Here is a 21,996-nt window from a genome sequence, read left to right as displayed (position 1 = left end):
CCCGGCCAACGGACGCAAAACGACGCGCCGCTCGCCGCGCGCTGCGCTTGCGGCCATCGTGGCCGGCAGCCTGCTCGCGCTCGGCTCGGCCCGCGCGGACGAACCGGCTGCACTCGTGATGACCGACAGCACGCACGACGTGATCCTCGAAGTCAGCGTCAACGGCGAAAGCACCGCGCTGCTCGCGCACTTCCGCGAACGCGATGGCCATCTGTCGGCAAGCGGCGCCGACCTGCGCACGATCGGCTTCGCCACCGACCGGCTCGGCATCGCCGACGCGGCGACCGTCGACCTCGACACGATTCCCGGCCTGCACTACCGCTACGACGCGGCGCACCAGAGCGTCGACCTGCAGATGCCCGACACGCTGCGCCGACCGTACGCGGTCGACAGCCGCGCGTTGCCGGCCACGCAAGAGGCCAGCGCGTCGCGCGGCGTCGCGATCAACTACGAGGCGTACGCGCAGACGATCGGCGACCGGCAGTTCTCGCTCTACACCGGCGTGCGCTACTTCGACCCGAACGGCGTGTTCAACACGACGGGCACCGCGTATTTCTACAACGGCCAGCGGCGCTATACGCGCTTCGATACGTCGTGGAGCCGCTCGGACCCGGCACGGCCGAGTACGACGCAGATCGGCGACGCGATCTCGGGATCGCTCGCATGGACACGCTCGGTGCGCCTCGGCGGCTTCCAGTGGCGCAGCAACTTCGCGCTGCGGCCCGATCTCGTGACGTTCCCGATTCCGTCGCTCGCCGGTTCTGCGGCCGTGCCGTCGGCGGTCGACCTGTACATCAACAACGTGCGCCAGTACACCGGCAACGTGCCGAGCGGCCCGTTCATCATCCACGACGTGCCGGGCATCACCGGTGCCGGCCAGGCGACCGTCATCACGCGCGACGCGCTCGGGCGCACCGTCGCGACGTCGGTGCCGCTCTACGTCGATACGCGCATGCTGTCCGCCGGGTTGTCGAGCTATTCGTTCGAAGCCGGCTTCCTGCGCCGCAACTACGGCGTGCAGTCGTTCGACTACGACGCGCGGCCGGCCATCAGCGGCTCGATGCGGCGCGGCATCAGCGATGCGCTGACCGTCGAGGGGCATGCAGAAGCGACCGGCGGCGTGGTCAACGCCGGCGTCGGCGCGCTGATGCGTCTCGGCTACGCGGGCGTCGTGAGCGGCGCGGTCGCGGGCAGCGCCGGCCGCTATCCGGGCACGCAGGTGAGCGTCGGCTACCAGGTGATCGAACCGCGCTTCTCGATCAACGCGCAGACGATCCGCGCGTTCGGCCGCTACGGCGACCTCGCGTCGCGCGACGGCTCGCCGGTGCCGTCGGCGACCGACCAGGCAACGCTCGCACTGCCGTTCATGCACCGCCAGACGCTGTCGCTCAGCTATATCGGCTTCCGGCTGCCGCAAGGCCCGAGCGCGCGGATCGGCACGGTGTCGTACACGCTGAGCTTCGGCGATCTCGCGTCGGTAAGCGTGAGCGCGTACCGCGACTTCGCGCAGCAGGGGGCGAACGGCGCGTTCGTGTCGCTGAACATCGGGCTCGGCCGCAACACGTCGATCAATGCGACCGTCGGCCGGCAGCGCGGCCAGTCGAACTACACCGTCGATGCGAGCCGCCCGCCCGACTACGACGGCGGCTGGGGCTGGGGCGCGCAGACCGGCGGCACGGGTGCGGTGCCGTACCGGCAGGCGCAACTGCGCTATCTCGGCCATGCAGGCGAAGTCATCGCAGCCGCGCAGAACATCGACCGCCAGACCGGCGCGTCGCTCGACGTCAGCGGCGCGCTCGTCTTCATGGACCGCAGCCTGCAGGTGTCGCGCCGCATCGACGACGGCTTCGCGCTCGTGTCGACCGACGGCGTCGCGGGCATTCCGGTGCTGCACGAGAACCGCGTGATCGGCACGACCGATCGCGCGGGGCACCTGCTCGTGCCCGACCTGAACGCGTACCAGAACAACCAGATCGCGATCGACTCGATGAAGCTGCCCGCCGATGCGCGGATCGCCCGCACGTCGATGACGGTCGTGCCGCAGGCGCAATCGGGCGTCGTCGCGCATTTCGGCGTGTCGCGCTATCGCGCGGCGTCGGTGATCCTGCGCGACGCCGACGGCCGCCCGCTGCCGGCCGGCGCGCACGTGCATCACGCGGAAAGCGGTGCGGACACGATCGTCGGGTACGACGGGCTCACGTTCATCGACGGACTGAAGGAGGACAACCACCTCGTGATCGATTACGGCACGCAGCGCTGCGCAGCGGAATTCGCGTTCACGGCGCCCGGCAACGGCACGCTGCCGACCATCGGCCCGCTCACCTGCCGGGCTACGCCATGAGGTTCGCCCTGCTCCTCGTTGTCGCCTTCGCCATGTGGTGCGGCGTGCCGCACGATGCGCGGGCCGAGTCGTGCACAGCCACCGCGTCGACGGTGAGCTTCGGCTCGGTCAGCCCGATCTCGCGCGCGTCGGTCGCCGCGACCGGCACCGTCAGCATCACCTGCACGTGGTCGGCCATCACGCTGACGCCGAACGTGCTCGTATGCCTGAGTCTCGGCGGCACGAGCCCGCGCAGCCTCGTCAACGGCACCAACGCGATGCAGTACGACCTCTACCTCGATGGCGGGCATTCGGTCGCGTGGGGCTCGATTTACTCCGGCACGACGCCGGCATCGGTGACGCTCGTCAAACCCGCGCTCGGCACGAGCGCGAGCGCCACGGTCACGATCTACGGACAGATCACGTCGAACCAGCCGACCGTGCCGACGACCGGTAACAGCACGACCACCTACTCGCAGACGTTCGGGGGCAACACGACCTCGATCAACGCGGGGTTCTACCTGCTCGGTGCGCCAAGCTGCGCGTCGCTGACGGCGTCGAACGGCACCTTCCCGTTCAGCGCGACCGCCAACGTCATCAACAACTGCAACATCAGCGCGACCAACGTCAGCTTCGGCACGGCGAGCGTGCTGTCGGGCGCACTCGCGGCGACCGGTTCGATCACCGCGCAGTGCACCAACGGCGACGCGTGGAAGATCGCGCTGAACGGCGGTAGCAGCGGCAGCGTGACCGCGCGCCAGATGCAGCGCAGCGGCGGAGGCGGCACGATCGGCTACGGGCTTTACACGGATGCGGCGCGCTCGATCGCGTGGGGCGACGGCACGGGCGGCAGTTCGACGGTCACGGGTGTCGGTACGGGTACGTCGCAGGTCGTGACCGTGTATGGCGCGGTGCCGGCGCAAACGACGCCCGCGCCCGGCAACTACAGCGACACGATTACCGCGACGATCAGTTTCTAGCGTTCCGTTCCACAGCATCGGCAGGCGCGCACGCCGCGCGCGCCGTTCAGAACGTGACGGTCCAGGTGGGCAGCACACCCGCGCCGATGCTGCGCGGCGCCGACCGTACATCGGGCAGCGGCGCGTGACTGAGCACGAACGGCGTACCGTGCGCGCAATTGACGCTCGGCCTATCGGCATCGACGGCCGGGGGCACGCCGGGGCCGATCGTGCAGGTTTCGGGAATGGTGAGACTGACGCGCAGCGGAATCGACGGATCGGCCGCGCTGGCGAACGACCCTACGCCCAGCGCCGCGAGCGCGATCGCACTGCGTCTGATTTGGCCGGCTGTCATCGTTCGGCCCTCCTTCGTGCATCCATCCAGCATATGCGCGAATTATCGGCATGCGCGCGGAAATCTTGAGTCCGCACGCATGCGATCGGGCCCCGCCATGACGGTCAGCGCGCGGCGGCAAATCCGCCGAAAAACGCACGCGCGTTCGCGTCGAGGCTGTCGAGGTGATAGCCGCCTTCCTGCACGATCACCGTCGGCAACCCGAGTGCGCCGATCGCGCCGCCGAGCCGCCCGAAGCCGTCGGTCGTGACGGCCACCTGCGATTGCGGATCGTCCTTGTAGATATCGAAGCCGAGCGCGAGCACGAGTGCGTCGGGCTGGAACCGCGCGAGCGCGCGCAGTGCATCGTCGAGCCGCTCGAAGAACGCCGACTCCGGCGCGCCGTGCGGCATCGGCAGGTTGAGGTTGAATCCGTCGCCGGCCCCGGTGCCCGTCTCTTCCTCGTAACCCGCGACGACCGGGTAGAAGTTGGTCGGATCGCCGTGGATCGACACGTACAGCACGTCGTCGCGGCCGTAGAAGATCTCCTGCACGCCCTGCCCGTGATGCATGTCGGTGTCGAGGATCGCGACCCGGCGGTGGCGACCGAGCACCGGATGCGCGGCGAGCGCCGCATTGTAGAGGTAGCAGAAGCCGCCGGTTGGATCGCGGCGTGCGTGATGGCCGGGCGGCAGGCACAGCGCGTACGCCTCGCGCGCGCCGTCGTTGACGTCGGCCGCGGCCGCCAGCGCGCCCTGCGCGGACCAGTACGCGGCACGCCACGTGTTCGCACCGACCGGGCAACTGCCGTCGGCGAGGTAGCGCGCGGCTTTCGCGAGCACGCCGCGCAGCGGGTTCGGGTCGCGCACGAACACGTTCGACATCACTTCGTCGCCCCAGTCGTCGGGCATCTGCTTCCAGTCGCGGTGCGCTTCTTCCAGGAAGCGCAGGTAGTTCAAGTCGTGCACCGCCGCGATCGGCGCGGTGCCGCGGTCGGCCGGCTCGCGCACGTCGAAGTCGAGCGACCGGACGGCCGCGACAAGCCGCGCCGCGCGCTCGGGCACTTCCTGCGGTTCACGCATCTGGCCACGCGACAGGTAGCTGCGCGGATGGTGCAGCAACTGCTCGGGATGGAAATAGGTTTTCATCGTTCGCCCTCGTCGGTTTTTCGTTGTGCCGATTGATCGGTTTTCCGCGTCACGCATCCTGCGTGGTGGCCGCCGCGGCAACGCCCGCTGCAATACCCGCTTCAACGCCGGCGCGCGCGAGCACCGCATGAAGCAGCACGTTCGTGCCGCGCGTCACGTCGGCAGGCAACGCATCCTCGGCTTCGTTATGCGACAGGCCGTCGACGCACGGGATGAACACCATCGCAGTCGGAACGCAACGCGCGAGCAGGATCGCGTCGTGCCCGGCGCCGCTGACGATCCGCTCGTTCGTATAGCCGAACGCGGCGGCCGCCTGCGCGACCCGCTCGACGCAGTCGCGATCGAACGGCGTCGCCGGGCTGCGCCAGCAGGTGTCGATCGCGACCTGCACGCCACGCGCGGCGGCGACACGTGTGCACGCATCGCGCAAGTCGCGCTCCATCGCATCGACTTGCGCATCGTCGTGATGGCGAAGGTCGACCGTGAACGTCGTCTCGCCGGCAATGGTGTTGCGCGACGCATTGCGGATGCCGACCTGCCCGATCGTCGCGAGCCCGCGCGGAGCATAACCGGCGACGATCCGTTCGAGTTCGAGCGCCATCTGCGCACTCGCGAAATACGCATCCTTGCGATACGGCATCGGCGTCGTGCCCGCATGCGCGGCCACGCCCGTCACCGTCACGTCGAGCCAGCGGATCGCCTGCCCTCCCGTGACGATGCCGATCGTCGTGCCGTTCGCCTCGAGCACGGGGCCCTGTTCGATATGCGCTTCGAAGTACGCGTCGACCGCGCCGCCCATCGTGCGCGTGCCGCGATAGCCGCATGCGTCCAGTGCCGCGCCGAGCGTGACGCCGTCGTCGTCCTGCTTCGCGAGCGCATCGTCGAGCGGCAACGCGCCCGTGAACACGGCCGAGCCGAGCATCGCCGGCGCGAAACGCGCGCCCTCCTCGTTGGTCCACGACACGATTTCCAGCGGCTTGCCGGTCGCGATGCCGGCGTCGTTCAGCGTGCGCACGAGTTCGAGCGCGGCGAGCACGCCATAGACGCCATCGAAGCGACCGCCTTCGGGCTGCGTGTCGAGATGGCTGCCGATCAGCACCGGCGCGGCCTGCGCATCGGTGCCGTCGCGCCGCGCAAACAGGTTGCCGACCGCGTCGACGCTCACCGCCATCCCCGCGTCGCGGCACCACTGCGCGAACAGGTCGCGCCCGCGACGGTCGTCGTCGGTGAGCGCGAGGCGCCGCACGCCGCCGCGCGGCGTCGCACCGACCCGCGCCATGTCAGCCAGGCTCTGCCACAAGCGGGCGCCGTCGATTTCAAGCAGGTCTTTCATGTGCACTCCGGATGAATTCGTTCGTTGAGGTTCACTGCGAGCCGAGCGCTTCGGCAGCAGCCGGCCGTGCCGCGCGCCGTGCGTCGAGCGCGACGATGCAAAGCAGCGAGATGCCGGCCAGACACGTGTAGAACACCGCGAGCGGCCACCACTGGCCCGCGAAGCGATGGGCGAGCCACGTGCCGACGAGCGGCGTCAGCCCGCCCGCGATCGCGCCGCAGATCTGGTAAGCGAGCGAGATCGCCGAATAGCGCACGTGCGCGGGGAACACGTCGCTGACGAAACCCGCGATCACCGAATAGAAGCCGGCCATGCAGACCACCGCAAGCGCGATGCCGGCGATCAGCGAGGCGGACGTGCCGCCCTGCACGAGCATGAACATCGGGTACGGCGACAGCATCGCGAGCAGCGCCGCGAGCTTCAGGAAGCGCGCGCCGCCGATGCGCTCGGCGATCCACGCGGCGATCGGCTGCGCGATGAACTGGATGATCGCCACCGCGAACAGGCTGTCGAGGATCAGCGAGCGCGACACGCCGACGTACTGCGTCGTGTACGCGATCATGAACGTGTTCGTGAAATAGACGCCCGCGATGCCGATCGTGTTCGCGCCGATGCAGAGCGCCACGAGCCCCGATGCGGAGCGGAACACTTCCGCGACCGGCAGCTTCACCGTGCGGTTGGTTTCCTTCACGCGCGCGAATTCCGGCGACTCGTTCACGCCGAGCCGGATCAGGATGCCGACCACGAGCAGCACCGAACTCGCGAGAAACGGCAGGCGCCAGCCCCATGCGAGGAAGTCGGCCTTGTCCATCGACGTGACCGCGCGGAACGCGATCAGCGACAGGATCAGCCCGGCCGGGCTGCCGAGCTGCGCGAACGACGCGAAGAACGTGCGACGCCCCTGCGGCGCATGCTCGCCCGCCATCAGCACCGCGCCGCCCCATTCGCCGCCGACCGCGATCCCCTGCACCACGCGCAGCGCGACGAGCAGCACCGGCGCGAGCATGCCGACCTTCGAATAGTCGGGCAGCAGCCCGACGCAGACGGTCGCGACGCCCATCATCATCAGCGTGGTCATCAACGCCTTCTTGCGGCCGATACGATCACCGAGATGGCCGAAGATCACGCCGCCGAGCGGCCGCGCGAAGAAGCCGACCGCGAACGTCGCGAACGACGCCATCGTGCTGACGAAGCGGTCATGCGACGGGAAATAAAGCTCGCCGAACACGAGCGCGGCGGCGGTTGCGTAGATGTAGAAGTCGTACCACTCGATCATCGTGCCGATGAACGCGGCCGTCGCGGCGCGCGCCGGCTGGCGGGCGGAAGGAAGGGACTGGGTCATGCGGGCTCCTGACGCGCGCCGCAGCGGAGCGACGCGCAATATCGTGTGACGGCCGTCTGTCGCGGCCTTGTGCCGCACGCTGCGGCACCCCTCCTTTATCGGCGACCGCAAATCATTAGTCAAATTTCAAGTTATTATTCGCCGTATAAATTCAACTAATGTCGACCCCGACGCCTCGCCCGGAGACCCGATGCGCCCCGACCTCGCCCCGTTCCTGAACGACCGCCTCGACTGGAACCTGTTGCGCACCTATCTGGTGATCATCCAGGAGCGCAGCGTGAGCCGCGCGGCCGCGCGCCTGCACGTCACGCAGCCGGCCGTGAGCCAGGCATTGCGGCGGCTTGAGGACACGCTCGAACGCAAGCTGATCGAGCGGCGCGGCACGCACTTCGCGCCGACACCGGCGGGCGAAGCCGTCTACCGGATCGCGAGCGACATCTACGGCGGCATCTCGCGCCTCGAAACCGAAATCGACGACAGCACGGCCGACCTGACCGGGTCGATCCGGCTGCTGACCGTGAGCCGCATCGAGTCGCCCGTGTACGACGAATTCCTCGCGGAATTCCATCGCGCGTATCCGCGCATCGACCTGCAGATCGAAGTGATGCGCTCGTCGGACATTTTGTCGTCGCTGCTGCAGAAGACGGCTACGGCCGGGCTCGGCCTGTGCCGCACGCCGCACGACAAGCTGGAGATGCGTTGCTTCCTGCGCCAGCGCTATGCGATCTACTGCGGCCGCCATCACCGGCTGTTCGGGCAGACGCAACTGCGGATGGACGATCTGCTTGCCGAGAATTTCGTGTCGTTCACGAGCGACCAGATCGGCGACAGCCTGTCGCCGCTCACCGTGTTTCGCGACCAGAAGGGCTTCACGGGGCGCATCGTCGCGTCGTCGCCGAGCCTCGAGGAAGTGCGGCGGCTGATCTTCGCCGGCTACGGGATCGGCTGCCTGCCCGAGCACATCGTGCGCGACGACATCGCGCAGCAGCGGCTGTGGCGCTTGCCGCCCGACGACGGGCTCGTCGATGTCGACGTGTTCCTGCTGTGGCATCGCGATCGCAAGATGAACGCGGCCGAGCATGCGTTTCTCGACGCGATGGAGCGCTGCATGCAGCGCTACTCGCTGGCGGAGCGGTTGGGGAAGTAGCAGGCACGACGCCGCCGGTTGCGCGTCGGCCGGTCGTTCATCGCTGCGCCGCGCCGAGCGCCGTCGCCGCGCAGTCCGCGAAGACCGATTCGGCCAGCGCCTTCGCGCGCATCGCGGCCGGCGACAGCGTCCGCGCGGCCAGCGTCACGAGCCCCAGCCGCGCTTCGCGGCGAAACGGCGGATCGAGCGGCAGCTCGACCAGCGTCCCGCGCCGCAGCGCGTCGCGAAACGCCGCCGCATTGCCGAACACGACCATCCCGCCCACCGACGCCGCCGCCTCCACGTCGCGAAAGTCGTCGCTGCGGAACGAGATCGACGCATCGAACGAGCACTCGAAGTACTCGCACAGGTCGGACAGCGCCCACGGCGACAGTTCGATCGAGCCGAGCCGATGCTGCAGCAGTTCGTCGCGCGTCACCGCGTCCCGGCGCGCGAGCGGATGGTCCGGCGTACAGAAGAAGCCGCTGGGCCAGCGCGGCAACCGGGTCAGCTGCAGGTCGGCGTGATCCTCGAGTTGCGCGATGTCGCCGATGAACAGATCGACGTGCTCCTCGAGCAGCCGCCGCAGCAGCGTATCGCGACGGCCGCGCTTGATGCTCACGCGCACCTGCGGCGCCTCGCGCAGGAAATGGTCCATCAGCGGCCCGGTCAGCAGGATCGCCGGCGTCGCGCCGAGCCCGATCGACAACTCGCCGAATTCGCCATGCTGCATCAGCGCGAGGTCGCGCTGCAATTCCGTCGCTTCCATCACGATGCGCCGCGCGCGTTCGGCAAATACCTTGCCGTAAGGCGTCAGCGACACGCCGTTCGGATGGCGGTCGAACAGCGCGACGCCGAGCTCGGCTTCGATCGACTGGATGCTGCGGGACAGCGCGGGCTGGCTGAGGTTGACGTCGACGCTCGCGCGGCTGAACGTCAGGTGCTGGGCGAGGCCAAGCGCATGGCGAAGTTTCCGGATGTTCACGACGGTCCTCGAACGGATGACGGCAATGAGTCGACCTGCCGTCGAACAGGCCGCGGCGGATGGCGAGCCCCCCGCAACGGCCGCGCATCGCAGGCCGCTGCACCGCTTCAACGAAGCCGGGGCAATCGGCCGTATATACCACCATCCCCGCACGCGAGACATCCGCATTGACCGCAGGCAGCGGCCCGCCGGGCCCATGCAAGGTCTGCATCGCCCGTGTGGTTATTCGCATTGGCCGGCGCGAATTTCTCCACATAGCATCGGTTTCAAGGGAACCCCGTTTCCCGCCCCGAAGCAGCAGCGTGCTTCGCTACCCATTTTGCAGAGGCGACACCCGATCATGCCCATTTCCCCACCGATCCAGGCGCTGGCAGCCGACATGCGCGACTGGCGCCGGCTCATTCACAGCAAACCGGAAATCGCATTCCAGGAACGCGGCACGGCCGACTTCATCGCGACGCGGTTGCGCGAATTCGGCATCGACGTTCATACCGGCGTCGGCCAGACCGGCGTGGTCGGCATCGTCGACGGAACGCTCGGCGCCGGCCGCACCGTCGCCTTGCGCGCCGACATGGATGCACTGCCGATGCGGGAACTGGGCCGCCCGGTCTACCGGTCGGTGTTCGAAGGCATCTTTCACGGCTGCGGCCACGATGGCCACGTCGCGATCCTGCTCGGCACCGCACGCCATCTCGCCGAGCATCGCCACTTTCGCGGTCGCGTCGTGCTGATCTTCCAGCCGGCCGAGGAAATCGTCTGCGGCAGCCGCGCGATGCTCGACGACGGGTTGCTCGAGCGCTTCCCGTTCGACGAAATCTACAGCCTCCACAACGACCCGATGCTTCCGCCGTCGCGGATCGGCGTGCGCGCCGGCGCGCAACAGGCATCGTCCGACCGGTTTCAGATCCGGATCCACGGCATCGGCACCCACGCCGGCATGCCGCACCTCGGCATCGATCCGGTCGCGATCGGCGCGCACCTGGTTGCGATGCTGCAAACCATCGCGAGCCGGTCGGTCGATCCGCTGGAAAGCGTCGTGATCTCGATCGCGCGCTTTCACGCCGGCGACGCATTCAACGTGATTCCGCACGAAGCCGTGCTCGGCGGCACCGTGCGTGCGCTGTCGAACGACACGCGTACCTTCGCGCTCGAGCGGATGCGTGCGATCTGCGACGGCGTCGCGCTCGCCAATCGCACGCGCATCGAATTCGAATTGCTGGACGGCACGCCGGCGATCGTCAACCACGCGGACGCGGTGCAGTGCGTGATGGACGCCGCGCGCGAGGTCGTCGGGGCGGAAAACGTGATCGGCAACGTCACGCCGCTGATGGCGGGCGACGACATCGCGAACTTCCTCGACGCACGCCCCGGCTGCCACTTTCTGCTCGGCCAGGGCGGCCACATGTGCCACCACCCCGAATACGACTTCAACGACGACGTCGCGCCGATCGGCGTCGCGATGTTCGCATCGATCCTGCGCGCGCGGCTGGGCGCCGGCGCCGAACCGATACCAGCCGGCCTCGACGAACGCAGTGCGCTGGCGGCGGCCGCCGCGCGCTGACGAGCACCGCCCGAACCCGCATCGCCCCATCCGGCGTTCCACGCCGCACATAACGACACGACGGATCATCCGTCCACGGAGACAGCGTCATGAGCACTACCGCGTCCGACAAGGACACCCTGATCGAGCACCGCTCGATCGAACCCGTTCCCGACAGCGAGCGCCACGGCGGCCTGCTGAGCCAGTTCACGCTGTGGGTCAGCGCCAACCTGACCGTCGTCTGCGCGGTCACCGGCGCACTGACCGTCGTGCTCGGCGGCGACGTCTTCTGGTCGATCGTCGGGCTGTTCGTCGGCCAGATCGCCGGCGGCACGATCATGGCGCTGCATGGCGCGCAGGGGCCGCAAACCGGGCTGCCGCAGATGATCCTCAGCCGCGTGCAGTTCGGCATCTACGGCGCGATCATTCCGCTCGCGCTCGTCTGCGTGATGTACATCGGCTTCCTGACGAGCGGCACGGTGCTGATGAGCCAGGCGCTCGGCCAGTTGATGCACGTGAGCCCCGCCCAGGCCATCGTGATGCTCGGCGTGGTCGTGACCTTGCTCGCGCTGTTCGGCTATCGCGCCATTCACGCGGTCGGGCGCATCTACAGCGTGGTCGGCGGGCTGATGTTCGTCTATCTGCTGTTCAGCCTGACGCGCGGCCACAACGCGACGCTGCTGTTCGACAACCGGCACTTCACGTGGCCGACCTTCCTGTTCGCGGTATCGCTGTCGGCGTCGTGGCAGATCACGTACGGCCCGTACGTCGCCGATTACTCGCGCTACCTGCCGCGCGCGACGTCGCCACTCCGGACTTTCCTGACGATCGGCGCCGGCTCCGTGCTCGGTTCCCAGATCGCGATGACGTTCGGCGTGTTCGCCGCAGCGCTGGCCGGCAAGCAGTTCGCCGGACACGAAGTCGCCTATATGGTCGGCATCGGTTCGGGCGGCATCGCGCTGGTGGCGACGACGCTGTACCTGACCATCATGTTCGGCAAGCTGATCGCGTCGACGCTGTGCGTGTACGGCGGCTTCATGTCGGTTGCCACGATCTCCGCCGCGCTGCGCGGCAAGCCGTCGATCGGGCTTGGCGCGCGGATCGTGCTGACCATCGGCGTCGTCGCGACCTACACGATCCTCGCGCTCGTCGCCGATCACGCGTTCCTGCGCACCTTCAGCCACTTCATCCTGTTCCTGCTGGCGTTCTTCACGCCGTGGAGCGCGATCAATCTCGTCGACTACTACTGGGTGTCGCACGAGCCGATCGACGTGTCGGCGCTGTCGGACGTCAACGGCCGCTACGGCAAGTGGAACGCGATCGGTATCACGTGCTACGTGGTCGGCGTGCTTGCGCAGATTCCGTTCATGGCGACCGAACTCTATACGGGCCCGCTGTTTAACCTGCTCGGCGGCATCGACGTGTCGTGGATCGTCGGCATGGCGTTTCCCGGCGCGCTCTACTACGCACTGACCCGCCACCGCAGCCCGCGCGCTTCGCGGCACGCACAGATCGACCGGGCATGACGCGATAGAAGCGGCTTCGATCGCATTACACTCCCCACGCAATATAATCAGGATTCCGATTCATATGGAAAAGAAAATCATCCTGTCGTGCGCACTCGCGCTTTGCACGCTGAGCACCTACGCACAGAGCAGCGTCACGCTTTACGGTGTGATCGACAGCGGCCTGTTCTATTCGACCAACCAGGGCGGCAAGCATGCGGTGCAGTTCCTTTCGTCGCCGACCGAAACGAGCGTCTGGGGCCTGCGCGGCTCGGAAGATCTCGGCGGCGGCAACAAGGTCATCTTCAAGCTCGGCTCCGCGTTTTCGACCGCCAACGGCACGGCCTGGCCGAGCGGCCGCATCTTCGGCGACTATGCATGGATCGGCCTGAGCAACGCGAGTGCAGGCACGCTCAAGCTCGGCCGCATGCTCGACAGCGTGGGCGACTACCTCGGCGACTTCGCCGCAACCGGCAGCTGGGGCGGCGCGCTCTATGCGCATCCGTACGACAACGACAATCTGTGGGCGACCTACATGGTCAACAACGCCGTCAAGTATCAGAGCATCGAACTGGCGGGCGTCACGTTCGGCGGCATGTACGCGTTCAGCAACAAGGCAGGCGCTGCCTCGGGCAGCGGCTCCGGCTTCGCCGACAACCGGCTGTGGGCGGCCGGCCTCGCCTACGAAATCGGCCGCCTGAAGCTTGCCGCCGTCTACGAGCAGCTCGACCATCCCGGCGACGATGCACCGGGTTCGCTGGGCGCCGTGGACGTGCTCGATGCGAATTTCACCGCCGCGCGCCAGCGCATCTTCGGGCTGGGCGCACACTACGCATTCGATCGGTTCGAGATCGGCTCGAACGTGACGCGCACGGTGCTGGAGATGCCGACGGGAGAATGGCAGAACCCGGCCTTCACCGGCGCGAGCGGGCTGAGCTTCAACAACTACGAACTGAATGCGACGTTCCATGCAACGGCCGCGGTCGACGTGAAAGGCGCGTACACCTATACGACCGCAAGCGTGGACGGCAAGCATCCGCACTGGAACCAGTTCGGCCTGCTCGCCGAGTACGCACTGTCCAAGCGCACGCAGGTGTACCTGGACGCCGTCTACCAGCGCGTACACGGCGACGACACGCCGTTTTCGCAAGCCCAGATCAATACGCTCTCACCTGCGTCAGGCAACACGCAGGCGTTGGTCGGCCTGGGCATCCGGCATCGATTCTGAGCGCCTGCATCGCGATACGCGCGCGTCCGAACGATGCCGGCGCGCGCGTGTCGCGATGCGCGCTGCGGTCATGCCGTCCGCTGACCCGGCATGACCGCAGCGCTACCCATCCTTCAGAACCGGTGAACGATACCCAACTGCACACCGCGTGCGTTCGCACCCGGATACGCGAGCGGCAGGCCGGGGTTCGCCGCACCGGCGAGCGTATAGCCGGCCTGGTTGCGGTTGCGCAGGTACGACAGCGCGCCGTAGAAGCTCGTGCGCTTCGACAGGTCGTACTCGTACATCAGCCCGAGCTGGTCCGCATTGTTGCCCTGCGACGACTGGTCGTGCAGATACGCGTAGCCGAGCGCCACGTAGTTCGCCGGATTGAACTGGTATTTGACCGACAGCCCGTACACGCGCGAATCGATGCCGAGATCGGCCCACTTCACCGCGGAGAAACCGCCGTACAAGGTGGCCTTGCCGATCTCGTACGACGCGCCGGCCATGATCGTGCGATCGGTGGTGGTCGCCGTCGCGTTCTTCAGCCACTGGCCCGCGACGAACGCACCGAAAGGCCCGTGTTCGTAGGTCAGGTCGAACTGCTGGCTGGAGCCTGCCGAGCGCACGCCGCCCGCATCGCCGAACCCGAAGTACAGCCCGCCCTGGAAGCCCGCGATCTCCGGGCTCTGGTACGACAGCGTGTTGCTGGTGCGGAACGCGAACACGGTCAGGTTGTCCATGCCGGACGCCTGCGTGACGCCGCCGAACGCATCCTGGCCGCCCTGGTCGTTGAACAGCGGCGAATTCTGGCGGCCCGCGCGCACCTTGCCCCACTGCCCCGCGATGCCGACCCATGCCTGCCGGTTGAACATGCTGCCCGAACTCGCCAGCGAACCGTCGTTCGGGTTGAAGCCGTTCTCCAGCGCGAACTCGATCTTCTGCCCGCCGCCGATATCCTCGCCGCCCTTCAGCCCGAACCGGCTGCCCCACTGGCCACCCGAATTGATCGCCGCCGTATAGCCGTTGCCCGTATTCACGTACTGCGCGAATTCGTCGATCACGCCGTACAGCGTGACGCCGTCCTGCGCGAACGCGGCGCCCGGTCCGGCGACGCACGCCACCGCGACCGTCACGCGAAGACCGGCGTGCGCCATCCAGGCCCGGGAATCGCTCCCGCGGGCCGTCATTTGTTTAGTCATACTATTCAATGGTCAGAGAATGAAACGACACCGTGCGCGGCAGTCGCGCCGCACCGGCATCGCAGGAAAGGAAACGTGGGGAGGAGCCCGGCGCAGGCAGCGCCCGGCTCGCGCGACAGTCAGGCCGGCAGCCGGCCGGCCCGATGCGCGTGACGTGTCGTCAGTGGTGAACTTCGCCGCGTTCGAGCGGCAGGATCAGGCGTTCGGGAATGCTGCGGCGCGACGCGCGCGCACCGATGTAATACAGCACGGCCGGCACGAGCAGGCCGAGAATCCACGAGATGTCGGTGCCGCCGAGCGCGTCGACGAGCGGCCCCGTGTAGATGTGCGTCGACATGAACGGCAACTGCACGAGGATGCCGACCACGTAGATCGTGATCGCCATCACGTTCCAGCGGCCGTAACGGCCGTCCGGATCGGACAGTGCCGGCACGTCGTAGCGCGAGCGCGTGAAGCAGTAGTAGTCGACCAGGTTGATCGCGCTCCACGGCGTGAAGAACGCGAGCAGGAACAGGATGAACGCGGTGAATTCCTTCAGGAACGAATGACGGCCCGCGAGCGCGATGAGCGTCGATACGCAGATCATCCCGAAGATGTAGACGAGGCGGCTGCGCGACGACACGGCACCCTTGCCGCGGAAGCCGCTGACGATCGTCGCCATCGACATGAAGCTGCCGTATGCGTTGAGCGCCGTCACCGTCACCTTGCCGAACGCGATGCTGAAGTACAGCAGCGCAGCCACGGCGCCCGTCGAGCCGAGGCCGACGATATACGACACTTCATGGTGCGCGAACTGGCTGCCGGCCAGTGCCGCCGCAAACACGCCGAACACCATCGCCGCCTGCGCGCCGATCACCGAGCCCAGGCCGACTGCGACGAACGTCGCGACCGACGACGTCGAGCGCGGCAGGTAGCGCGAATAGTCGGCGACGTACGGGCCGAACGCGATCTGCCACGACGCGGACAGCGACATCGACAGCAGGAAGCTCGCGAGCGAGAAATGCTTGTTCGCGAGCAGCGCGCCGATGTCGTGGTTCGCGAACAGCTGCGTGAACATGTAGACGAACGCGGCGATGCCGACCACGCTCGCGATCCGGCCGACGGCATGGATCGCGCGATAGCCGAATACGGTCAGCACGACGATCACGGCCGCGAACAGCAGGATGCCGGCCGCGTCGTCGATATGCAGCAGCTGCGCGACGGCCTGCCCGGCCAGCACCGAGCCGCTTGCGGAAAAGCCGATGTACATCAGGCACACGAGCACGATCGGGATCATCGCGCCGTAGACGCCGAACTGCACGCGGCTCGAGATCATCTGCGGCAGCCCGAGCTGCGGCCCCTGCGCGCCGTGCAGCGCCATCACCGTGCCGCCGATGAACTGGCCGAGCAGCAGCGCGACCAGCGACCAGAACACGTCGCCGCCAAGCACCACGGCGAGTGCGCCCGTGACGATGGCCGTGATCTGCATGTTGGCCGACAGCCACAGCGTGAACTGGCTCAGCAAGCCGCCGTGGCGCTCGGCGTCGGGAATGAAGTCGATCGAACGGACTTCGATCAGGCCGCCGGCTTTTCCACTGGGATTCGTTGACACGGGGAAATCTCCAAAATACTCAGGATCACAAATGGTTTGAACGAGACGGGAAGCGGCGAGCCGCCCTTTCGGCTCGGCGGATGCGGGGCGCCGTGGATCGCCGGCATGCGCCACGCACGCACGGTCTGCGCACTGGCGCGCACGCGGCACGACGTCTGCCGACATTGCCAGCGGATGATCTTGTATATACAACTTGTGAGGTATCGGTGATTACCCGGAATCTGCCGATTTCCGGAATTGTCCGAAAGATACGAACACGTTCGACCGGTTTTGTCGAAAGTTGAACGTATGAATAATGAAAGCTCAGGTGCGCGCGGGCGATGCCGGATCGGGCTCGGCCGTCATGTCTGCGGCGGGAAGCAGGTTCAGCATGCGTCGTGCTGCCTCGACGTCACGCACATGCAGCCATGCGTCGTAGTCGTCGCGGCGCAGCATGACGACGCCCCGCTTCTCTTCGCCGGGCCGATGCATCCGCGCGAACAGCGGATGCGTGTCGGCGTTGACCGTGAGCATCGCCATGCCCACGCGTTCGCGGCCGTCGTCGCCTTCGTAGCGCCGCCAGATGCCGGCGACGCAGCACGGTTGCCAGCCGTCGATGCCGATCCGCTGCCACACGTTGCGGCCGGTTTCGTAGCAGGGTTCGAAGATCCAGAGCACCGGAATCAGGCAGCGCTGGCCGTTGCGCCAGGCATTGCCGTAGAGCCGCGACGAGCCGACCGTTTCCGCCCGTGCGTTCACCGTGTCGAGCTTCTTCTTTTTACGGCCGTTCTCGTCGAGCCGCTCGGGCTGCATGAATTTCGGCCAGAAGCCGAACACGGCCGCGACGACTTCGAGGCCGTCGCCAGCAGCGCGCGCGATCGGCGCCGCGTAGTCGGGATACACGTCGGGTGCCCACGGGTCGCGGCGATACAGATCGCCGATGCCGATCTTCAGTTCGCTGATGCCCGGGTCTTCGTCAGGGGCGCGGTAGTGGGTGCACACGGCTCGGCGGACGATGGATGCAATGTTTTCATCGTAGGTCAGCGCAGGCGCATCAGTCGCACTATCGTCTTGTATGACGCAACAGTTTTACGAATCGACGATACGCCGGGCGTTGCCCGACGCGTGCCGTCACGCGTGCTGTCCGATCTGCAACGTCAGGATTTCGTCGCCCGCGTCGTCGAGCGTCCCGGTCGGCGCCCAGCCCAGATGCCGGTAGAAGCCATGTGAGCGCGACGCGGGATCGGTCGAGCACCCAAGAAACAGCGACGTGAAGCCGTTCGCCGCGAACTCGTCGATCACCTGCCCCAGCAGCCGCTTGCCGATCCCCGCCCCTTCATGCTCAGGCAGGATCGCGAGCACGACGATCTCGCCCGAAGCGGTGTCGCCGAAGCAGTAGCCGGCCATGCGCCCGTTCGCACAGCAGACGTAGCCCGAGAACAGGCCGCCGCGGATCCCGTCGCCCCAGCTTTCGACGGTAATGCCGAGGTCGCGCAACTGCGCCTCGGTGAATGCGTTCTCGCGCGTCCTGCCGCGCAGTGCGATGCACGCGGCCGCATCGTCGGGAACGGCCTTGCGCCAGGTGAGTTCAGTCATCGTTCGATTGTTCCATGGTCTGCCGCCGGCGCGATGCATACAGGCAGATCAGCTCCAGCGCGATCGTCGCGCCGGCCAGCGACGTGATTTCCGCATGATCATACGGCGGCGACACTTCGACCACATCCATGCCGACCAGGTTGATGCCTTCGAGGTGACGCAGGATCTCGAACGCCTGATGGCTCGACAGCCCGCCCGACACCGGCGTACCCGTGCCTGGCGCGAATGCCGGATCGAGGCAGTCGATGTCGAACGTCAGATACACGGGATGGTCGCCGACCCGCTCGCGAATGCGCGCGGCAATCGCAGCGGGCGTCGATGCATGCACCTGCCGCGCGTCCTGGATATCGAAGCCCATCGGCTCGTCGTTGGTCGTCCGGATGCCGATCTGCGCGGACCGTTCGGGCACGACCCACCCTTCTCGCGCCGCGTGATAGAACATCGTGCCGTGATCGATGCGCTTCACGTCGCGATCAGGCCACGTGTCGGTATGCGCATCGAAATGCACGAGCGACAGCGGCCCGTGCACCTTCGCATGCGCCTTCAGCAGCGGATACGTGATGAAGTGATCGCCGCCGAGCGTCAGCATCGCGCAGCCGCGCGCGAGGATCGCATCGGCATGCCGCTCGATCGCGCCCGGCACCGATTCGGGCTGCCCGAGATCGAATGCGCAATCGCCGTAGTCGACCGCGGCCAGCACGTCGAACGGGTCGAACGACCACGGCCACGGGCGCTCCCACGCGATGCCCGTCGATGCGATCCGCAACCCGCGCGGGCCGAAGCGCGTGCCGGGCCGGTGCGATGCCGCGGAATCGAACGGCACGCCGGTGATCGCGAGATCGACGCCGTCGAGGTCGCGGCTGAAGCGCCGGCGCATGAAGCTCGTCGCGCCCGCGAAGGTCGGCTCGGCCTGCGTGCCGTAGAGGCTGTCGCGCGTGAATGCGAAATCGTTCTGGCTCATCGTCGGATTCCTGTCGGGTGGGGGACGGCCGCGCGGCTGGCGACCTCGTGCCCGATTCTGCCGTCACGGCATCCGACGAAAAATATGAACTAACATAAGCCGACTTCACAAAACGCGATGTATCGCCATGCTGACCCGATTGAGAGACATGGATTTGCAGTTGCTGCGGCTCTTTCTGACGATCGTCGAAAGTGGCGGCTTCAGCGCCGCGCAGGGCACGCTCGGGATGGCGCCGTCGACGATCAGCACGCAGATGGCCAAGCTCGAGACGCGTCTCGGATTCCGGCTGTGCGATCGCGGCAAGAGCGGCTTCCGGCTGACACCGAAGGGCGAACGCGTGCTGCAGTCGACGCGGCGGCTCCTGCACGCGATGGACGTATTCACGCGCGATACGCAGCACGTGTCGGGCACGTTGCTCGGCGAGTTGCGCATCGGACTGTCCGAGCGGCTCGCGCCGGACGTCGTCGAATCGATCGCGGCGGCCGTCGGCGGCTTCCGCGAACGGGCGCCGGACGTGCTGATCGAGATGATCGCGGTGCCGCCCGACGAACTGGAGCGCCGGCTGCTGAAAGGCGAACTGCAGCTCGCGATCGGCTACTTTTCCGGCCACCAGGCCGGCCTGCACTACGCACCGCTGTTCGTCGAACACCAGTCGCTGCACTGCGGTGCCCGGCATCCGCTGTTTGCGAAAAAGACCGTGTCGGTCAACGACATTGCGAACGCGAGCAACGTCGCTCGGCTCTACAAGACGAATACGTCGGGTGCGGCGTTGCGCAACGCGCAACCGACCGCGTTCTCCGAAAACGTCGACGCCGACGTGATCTTCATCCTGTCCGGCGCGCATGTCGGCTTCCTGCCCGACCACGTCGCGGCGCCCTGGGTTGCCGCGGGCAAGATGCGCCGGCTGCTCGCGAGCAAGCTGAGCCATACGGTCGAATTCCAGCTCGCGACACCACGGAACTGCGACGGCAGCGAAGCGCTGGAGGCGTTCACGGCGGCGCTCGCCGAACAGTTCGACGGGCTCGACGGTTTCGCAGATCAGTGACCGGCGCGCGCCGCCCGGTTCGCGTCAGACGAGCTGGTCCGACGCGATGACCTGCACACCCGGCCGCGCATCGATTGCCGCGTCGAGCATCGCGCGGGCGATCCGCGACGCGGGATTCACGCGCCACTTCGCCGGCAACACGGGGCCGGCCACGTTCAACGCGGACACCAGCAGCCGCTCGCCGAACCTGAATTCGTCGCGGCTGCCGCCGATCAGGCCGGGCCGCACACAAGTGAGCGACGCGAACCCGACACCGGCAAGCGCCTGCTCGACCTCGCCCTTCACGCGGTTGTAGAAGATGCGCGACGCCGGATCCGCGCCGAGTGCGGAATTCAGCACGTAAGCCGGCGTGCCGTAGCGGTGCGCGAGCCGCGCGACCGCGAGCGGATAGTCGTGGTCGACGCGCCGGAATGCCGCCTGAGAGCCTGCGGCCCGCATCGTGGTGCCGAGCGCGCAGATCACGGCATCGGCATGCCACCAGTCGGCCGCGTCGGGCAGATGATCGAAATCGACCTCGAGCGCGCGCATCTTCGGGTGCGGCGACAACGGGCGGCGCGCGAGGACGATCACCTGATCGACCCGCGCATCGGCGAGCGCGACTTCGAGGACGTGACGCCCGACGAGTCCGGTCGCGCCGACGAGCAGCAATTTCATGTCCGGTTCTTCCGTGTGGAGCCTGCGTTGGCGGGCCGGGAACGGCCCGGTTTCCGGCTTCCCACATGATCGTCGGCCGACTCGGCGCCGACAACCTTCCAACATCTCGAAAAGTTACAGACCACGCTCAATCCATATCTCTAAATTGATGCGGCACGCCATCGGCCACAGTTCGCCCACGCTTCAATTCGTCGCACTTTCTACTGATTTTCGCAATTTTCATCGCACCCCATCTCCACAAACATCAATTTCTTCGACATTTGTACGATAAATAATGTCAAACAATGAAAGAAAGTGCGTTCATTTTTCGTTGTTTTACATTACAAAAACATTTCATTCTGTAAGATTCATCTCATTCGTTATCTCTTAATTAACCCGGGAACGCCCATCCAGCTGTCTTAATTCCTCAAGTCATCGTATCGCGGTGCGGCGCCCTCTTTTTTCCGAGACAGACTATGAACCGCACTTTCCGTACGATCTGGAACGACGCACTGGGCGCCTGGGTCGCCGCCTCCGAAACCACCCGCGCCAACGGCAAGAAGACCTCGAGCAAGGTGGCGGCGTCCGCTCGCGTGGCCGCCACCCTCTCCGTCGTCGCCGCCGCCGTCGCACCGCTCGACGCCGCGGCACAAGCGGCGCAACCCGGCACGACTTCCTACTACAGCGTGAACGACGGCGGCACCGCCGGCGCGAACGTCAACAACGACGGCGCAACGGGCCTGAACGCACTCGCAGCCGGCGTCAACGCGGCGGCAGCGGGCGATGCCGACATTGCGATCGGTTCGGGCGCGACCAGCAGCAGCGGCTCGACGGGCGCCGGCAACATCGCGATCGGCCAGGATGCGCAGGCCCTGACGCCGGGCGGCGGTTATGGCGCAACCGCGCTCGGCGCGGGCGCGAAGGCCGGCACCGGCGGCTATACCGGTGCAACTGCGGTCGGCTACAACAGCACGGCCACCGAAAACAGCACGGCAATCGGCGCGAGCGCGATCTCGAGCCAGACCGGCACGGCGCTCGGTCGCGCCGCGGAGGCGACCGGGCGCGGCGCGCTCGGCGCCAGATCGGACGCGCGTCGTGTAGGCACAGGGTGTGAGCTACTGTGTAGAGTTCGGTGGTCGCCGTATGCTGAAAATAAAAATCCCTGAACAGAAGTCGTATACTGTACA

General features: G+C 67.1%; 19 protein-coding genes. 8 read left to right on the top strand and 11 right to left on the bottom strand.

Annotation, left to right across the window (positions count from 1 at the left end; translation table 11 throughout):
• Together G3O00_RS26440 and G3O00_RS26435 are read left to right on the top strand one after the other, a co-directional pair.
• On the top strand, nucleotides 1-2,341 hold a 2,341-nt coding region (locus tag G3O00_RS26440), incomplete at its 5' end, for a fimbria/pilus outer membrane usher protein (protein ID WP_206144787.1).
• Nucleotides 2,338-3,300 carry a spore coat U domain-containing protein gene (locus G3O00_RS26435; RefSeq protein ID WP_206144786.1) on the top strand — a complete coding sequence of 321 codons (963 nt, stop codon included), beginning with the start codon at nucleotides 2,338-2,340 and terminating at the stop codon, nucleotides 3,298-3,300. The genes G3O00_RS26440 and G3O00_RS26435, both read left to right, overlap by 4 nt.
• Before the next feature lie 46 nt (nucleotides 3,301-3,346).
• On the opposite strand, the gene G3O00_RS26430 is transcribed toward G3O00_RS26435, so the two are convergent.
• The 4 genes from G3O00_RS26430 to G3O00_RS26415 form a co-directional block, all read right to left on the bottom strand.
• Nucleotides 3,347-3,634, bottom strand: coding sequence for a hypothetical protein (locus tag G3O00_RS26430; RefSeq protein WP_206144785.1), 288 nt, complete (start codon nucleotides 3,632-3,634; stop codon nucleotides 3,347-3,349).
• Between the two features lie 104 nt (nucleotides 3,635-3,738).
• Entirely contained in the window at nucleotides 3,739-4,761 is a 1,023-nt protein-coding gene (locus tag G3O00_RS26425) for a histone deacetylase family protein (protein ID WP_206144784.1), read from the bottom strand.
• Nucleotides 4,762-4,810: 49 nt separating this feature from the next.
• Nucleotides 4,811-6,094: a Zn-dependent hydrolase gene (locus tag G3O00_RS26420; RefSeq protein ID WP_206144783.1), complete on the bottom strand. Its 1,284-nt coding sequence runs from the start codon at nucleotides 6,092-6,094 to the stop codon at nucleotides 4,811-4,813.
• 31 nt (nucleotides 6,095-6,125) lie between these two features.
• Entirely contained in the window at nucleotides 6,126-7,436 is a 1,311-nt protein-coding gene (locus tag G3O00_RS26415) for an MFS transporter (protein ID WP_011351556.1), read from the bottom strand.
• 190 nt (nucleotides 7,437-7,626) lie between these two features.
• On the opposite strand from G3O00_RS26415, the gene G3O00_RS26410 reads away from it, so the two are divergent.
• The gene (locus tag G3O00_RS26410) at nucleotides 7,627-8,583 is read left to right on the top strand and encodes a LysR family transcriptional regulator (protein WP_011351555.1); all 957 of its coding nucleotides are present in this window, start codon (nucleotides 7,627-7,629) and stop codon (nucleotides 8,581-8,583) included.
• Nucleotides 8,584-8,620: 37 nt separating this feature from the next.
• On the opposite strand, the gene G3O00_RS26405 is transcribed toward G3O00_RS26410, so the two are convergent.
• Nucleotides 8,621-9,547 (bottom strand): LysR family transcriptional regulator, encoded by a 927-nt coding sequence (locus G3O00_RS26405; RefSeq protein WP_206144782.1) that lies wholly within the window; start codon nucleotides 9,545-9,547, stop codon nucleotides 8,621-8,623.
• Between the two features lie 340 nt (nucleotides 9,548-9,887).
• Between G3O00_RS26405 and G3O00_RS26400 the strand changes: the two genes are divergently transcribed.
• The 3 genes from G3O00_RS26400 (at nucleotide 9,888) to G3O00_RS26390 (ending at nucleotide 13,820) form a co-directional block, all read left to right on the top strand.
• The gene (locus tag G3O00_RS26400; protein WP_174936376.1) at nucleotides 9,888-11,108 is read left to right on the top strand and encodes an amidohydrolase; all 1,221 of its coding nucleotides are present in this window, start codon (nucleotides 9,888-9,890) and stop codon (nucleotides 11,106-11,108) included.
• An 89-nt stretch (nucleotides 11,109-11,197) separates the two neighbouring features.
• Nucleotides 11,198-12,613 (top strand): cytosine permease, encoded by a 1,416-nt coding sequence (locus tag G3O00_RS26395; RefSeq protein ID WP_206144781.1) that lies wholly within the window; start codon nucleotides 11,198-11,200, stop codon nucleotides 12,611-12,613.
• Between the two features lie 64 nt (nucleotides 12,614-12,677).
• The gene (locus tag G3O00_RS26390; protein ID WP_206144780.1) at nucleotides 12,678-13,820 is read left to right on the top strand and encodes a porin; all 1,143 of its coding nucleotides are present in this window, start codon (nucleotides 12,678-12,680) and stop codon (nucleotides 13,818-13,820) included.
• A 113-nt stretch (nucleotides 13,821-13,933) separates the two neighbouring features.
• On the opposite strand, the gene G3O00_RS26385 is transcribed toward G3O00_RS26390, so the two are convergent.
• The 5 genes from G3O00_RS26385 to speB all read right to left on the bottom strand — a co-directional run bounded on the left by G3O00_RS26385 (nucleotide 13,934) and on the right by speB (nucleotide 19,131).
• Nucleotides 13,934-15,004: a porin gene (locus G3O00_RS26385; protein WP_206144779.1), complete on the bottom strand. Its 1,071-nt coding sequence runs from the start codon at nucleotides 15,002-15,004 to the stop codon at nucleotides 13,934-13,936.
• Between the two features lie 160 nt (nucleotides 15,005-15,164).
• Complete coding sequence (locus tag G3O00_RS26380; protein WP_011351549.1) at nucleotides 15,165-16,595, bottom strand: cytosine permease; 1,431 nt, start codon at nucleotides 16,593-16,595, stop codon at nucleotides 15,165-15,167.
• Nucleotides 16,596-16,898: 303 nt separating this feature from the next.
• Nucleotides 16,899-17,576, bottom strand: coding sequence for an SOS response-associated peptidase family protein (locus G3O00_RS26375; RefSeq protein WP_206144778.1), 678 nt, complete (start codon nucleotides 17,574-17,576; stop codon nucleotides 16,899-16,901).
• A gap of 129 nt (nucleotides 17,577-17,705) precedes the next feature.
• Nucleotides 17,706-18,170 (bottom strand): GNAT family N-acetyltransferase, encoded by a 465-nt coding sequence (locus G3O00_RS26370; RefSeq protein ID WP_174936368.1) that lies wholly within the window; start codon nucleotides 18,168-18,170, stop codon nucleotides 17,706-17,708.
• Entirely contained in the window at nucleotides 18,163-19,131 is a 969-nt protein-coding gene (gene speB, locus G3O00_RS26365) for an agmatinase (RefSeq protein ID WP_206144777.1), read from the bottom strand. The genes G3O00_RS26370 and speB overlap by 8 nt, the downstream gene beginning before the upstream one ends.
• A gap of 127 nt (nucleotides 19,132-19,258) precedes the next feature.
• Here speB and G3O00_RS26360 point away from each other — a divergent pair, with 127 nt between their 5' ends.
• Nucleotides 19,259-20,176 carry a LysR family transcriptional regulator gene (locus G3O00_RS26360; protein WP_206144776.1) on the top strand — a complete coding sequence of 306 codons (918 nt, stop codon included), beginning with the start codon at nucleotides 19,259-19,261 and terminating at the stop codon, nucleotides 20,174-20,176.
• 24 nt (nucleotides 20,177-20,200) lie between these two features.
• Here G3O00_RS26360 and G3O00_RS26355 read toward each other — a convergent pair whose 3' ends face one another.
• Nucleotides 20,201-20,830 (bottom strand): NAD(P)H-binding protein, encoded by a 630-nt coding sequence (locus G3O00_RS26355; protein ID WP_174936374.1) that lies wholly within the window; start codon nucleotides 20,828-20,830, stop codon nucleotides 20,201-20,203.
• Between the two features lie 455 nt (nucleotides 20,831-21,285).
• On the opposite strand from G3O00_RS26355, the gene G3O00_RS26350 reads away from it, so the two are divergent.
• Nucleotides 21,286-21,975, top strand: a complete 690-nt coding sequence (locus G3O00_RS26350; RefSeq protein ID WP_206144775.1) for an ESPR domain-containing protein — start codon at nucleotides 21,286-21,288, stop codon at nucleotides 21,973-21,975.
• The last annotated feature ends 21 nt before the right edge of the window (nucleotides 21,976-21,996 follow it).

It is taken from the genome of Burkholderia sp. Ac-20384 (genome assembly GCF_017104605.1).
Taxonomy (GTDB): domain Bacteria; phylum Pseudomonadota; class Gammaproteobacteria; order Burkholderiales; family Burkholderiaceae; genus Burkholderia; species Burkholderia lata.
The sequence above is the reverse complement of the archived record's forward strand: the minus strand, read 5'-3'. Positions and strand labels throughout refer to the sequence as shown.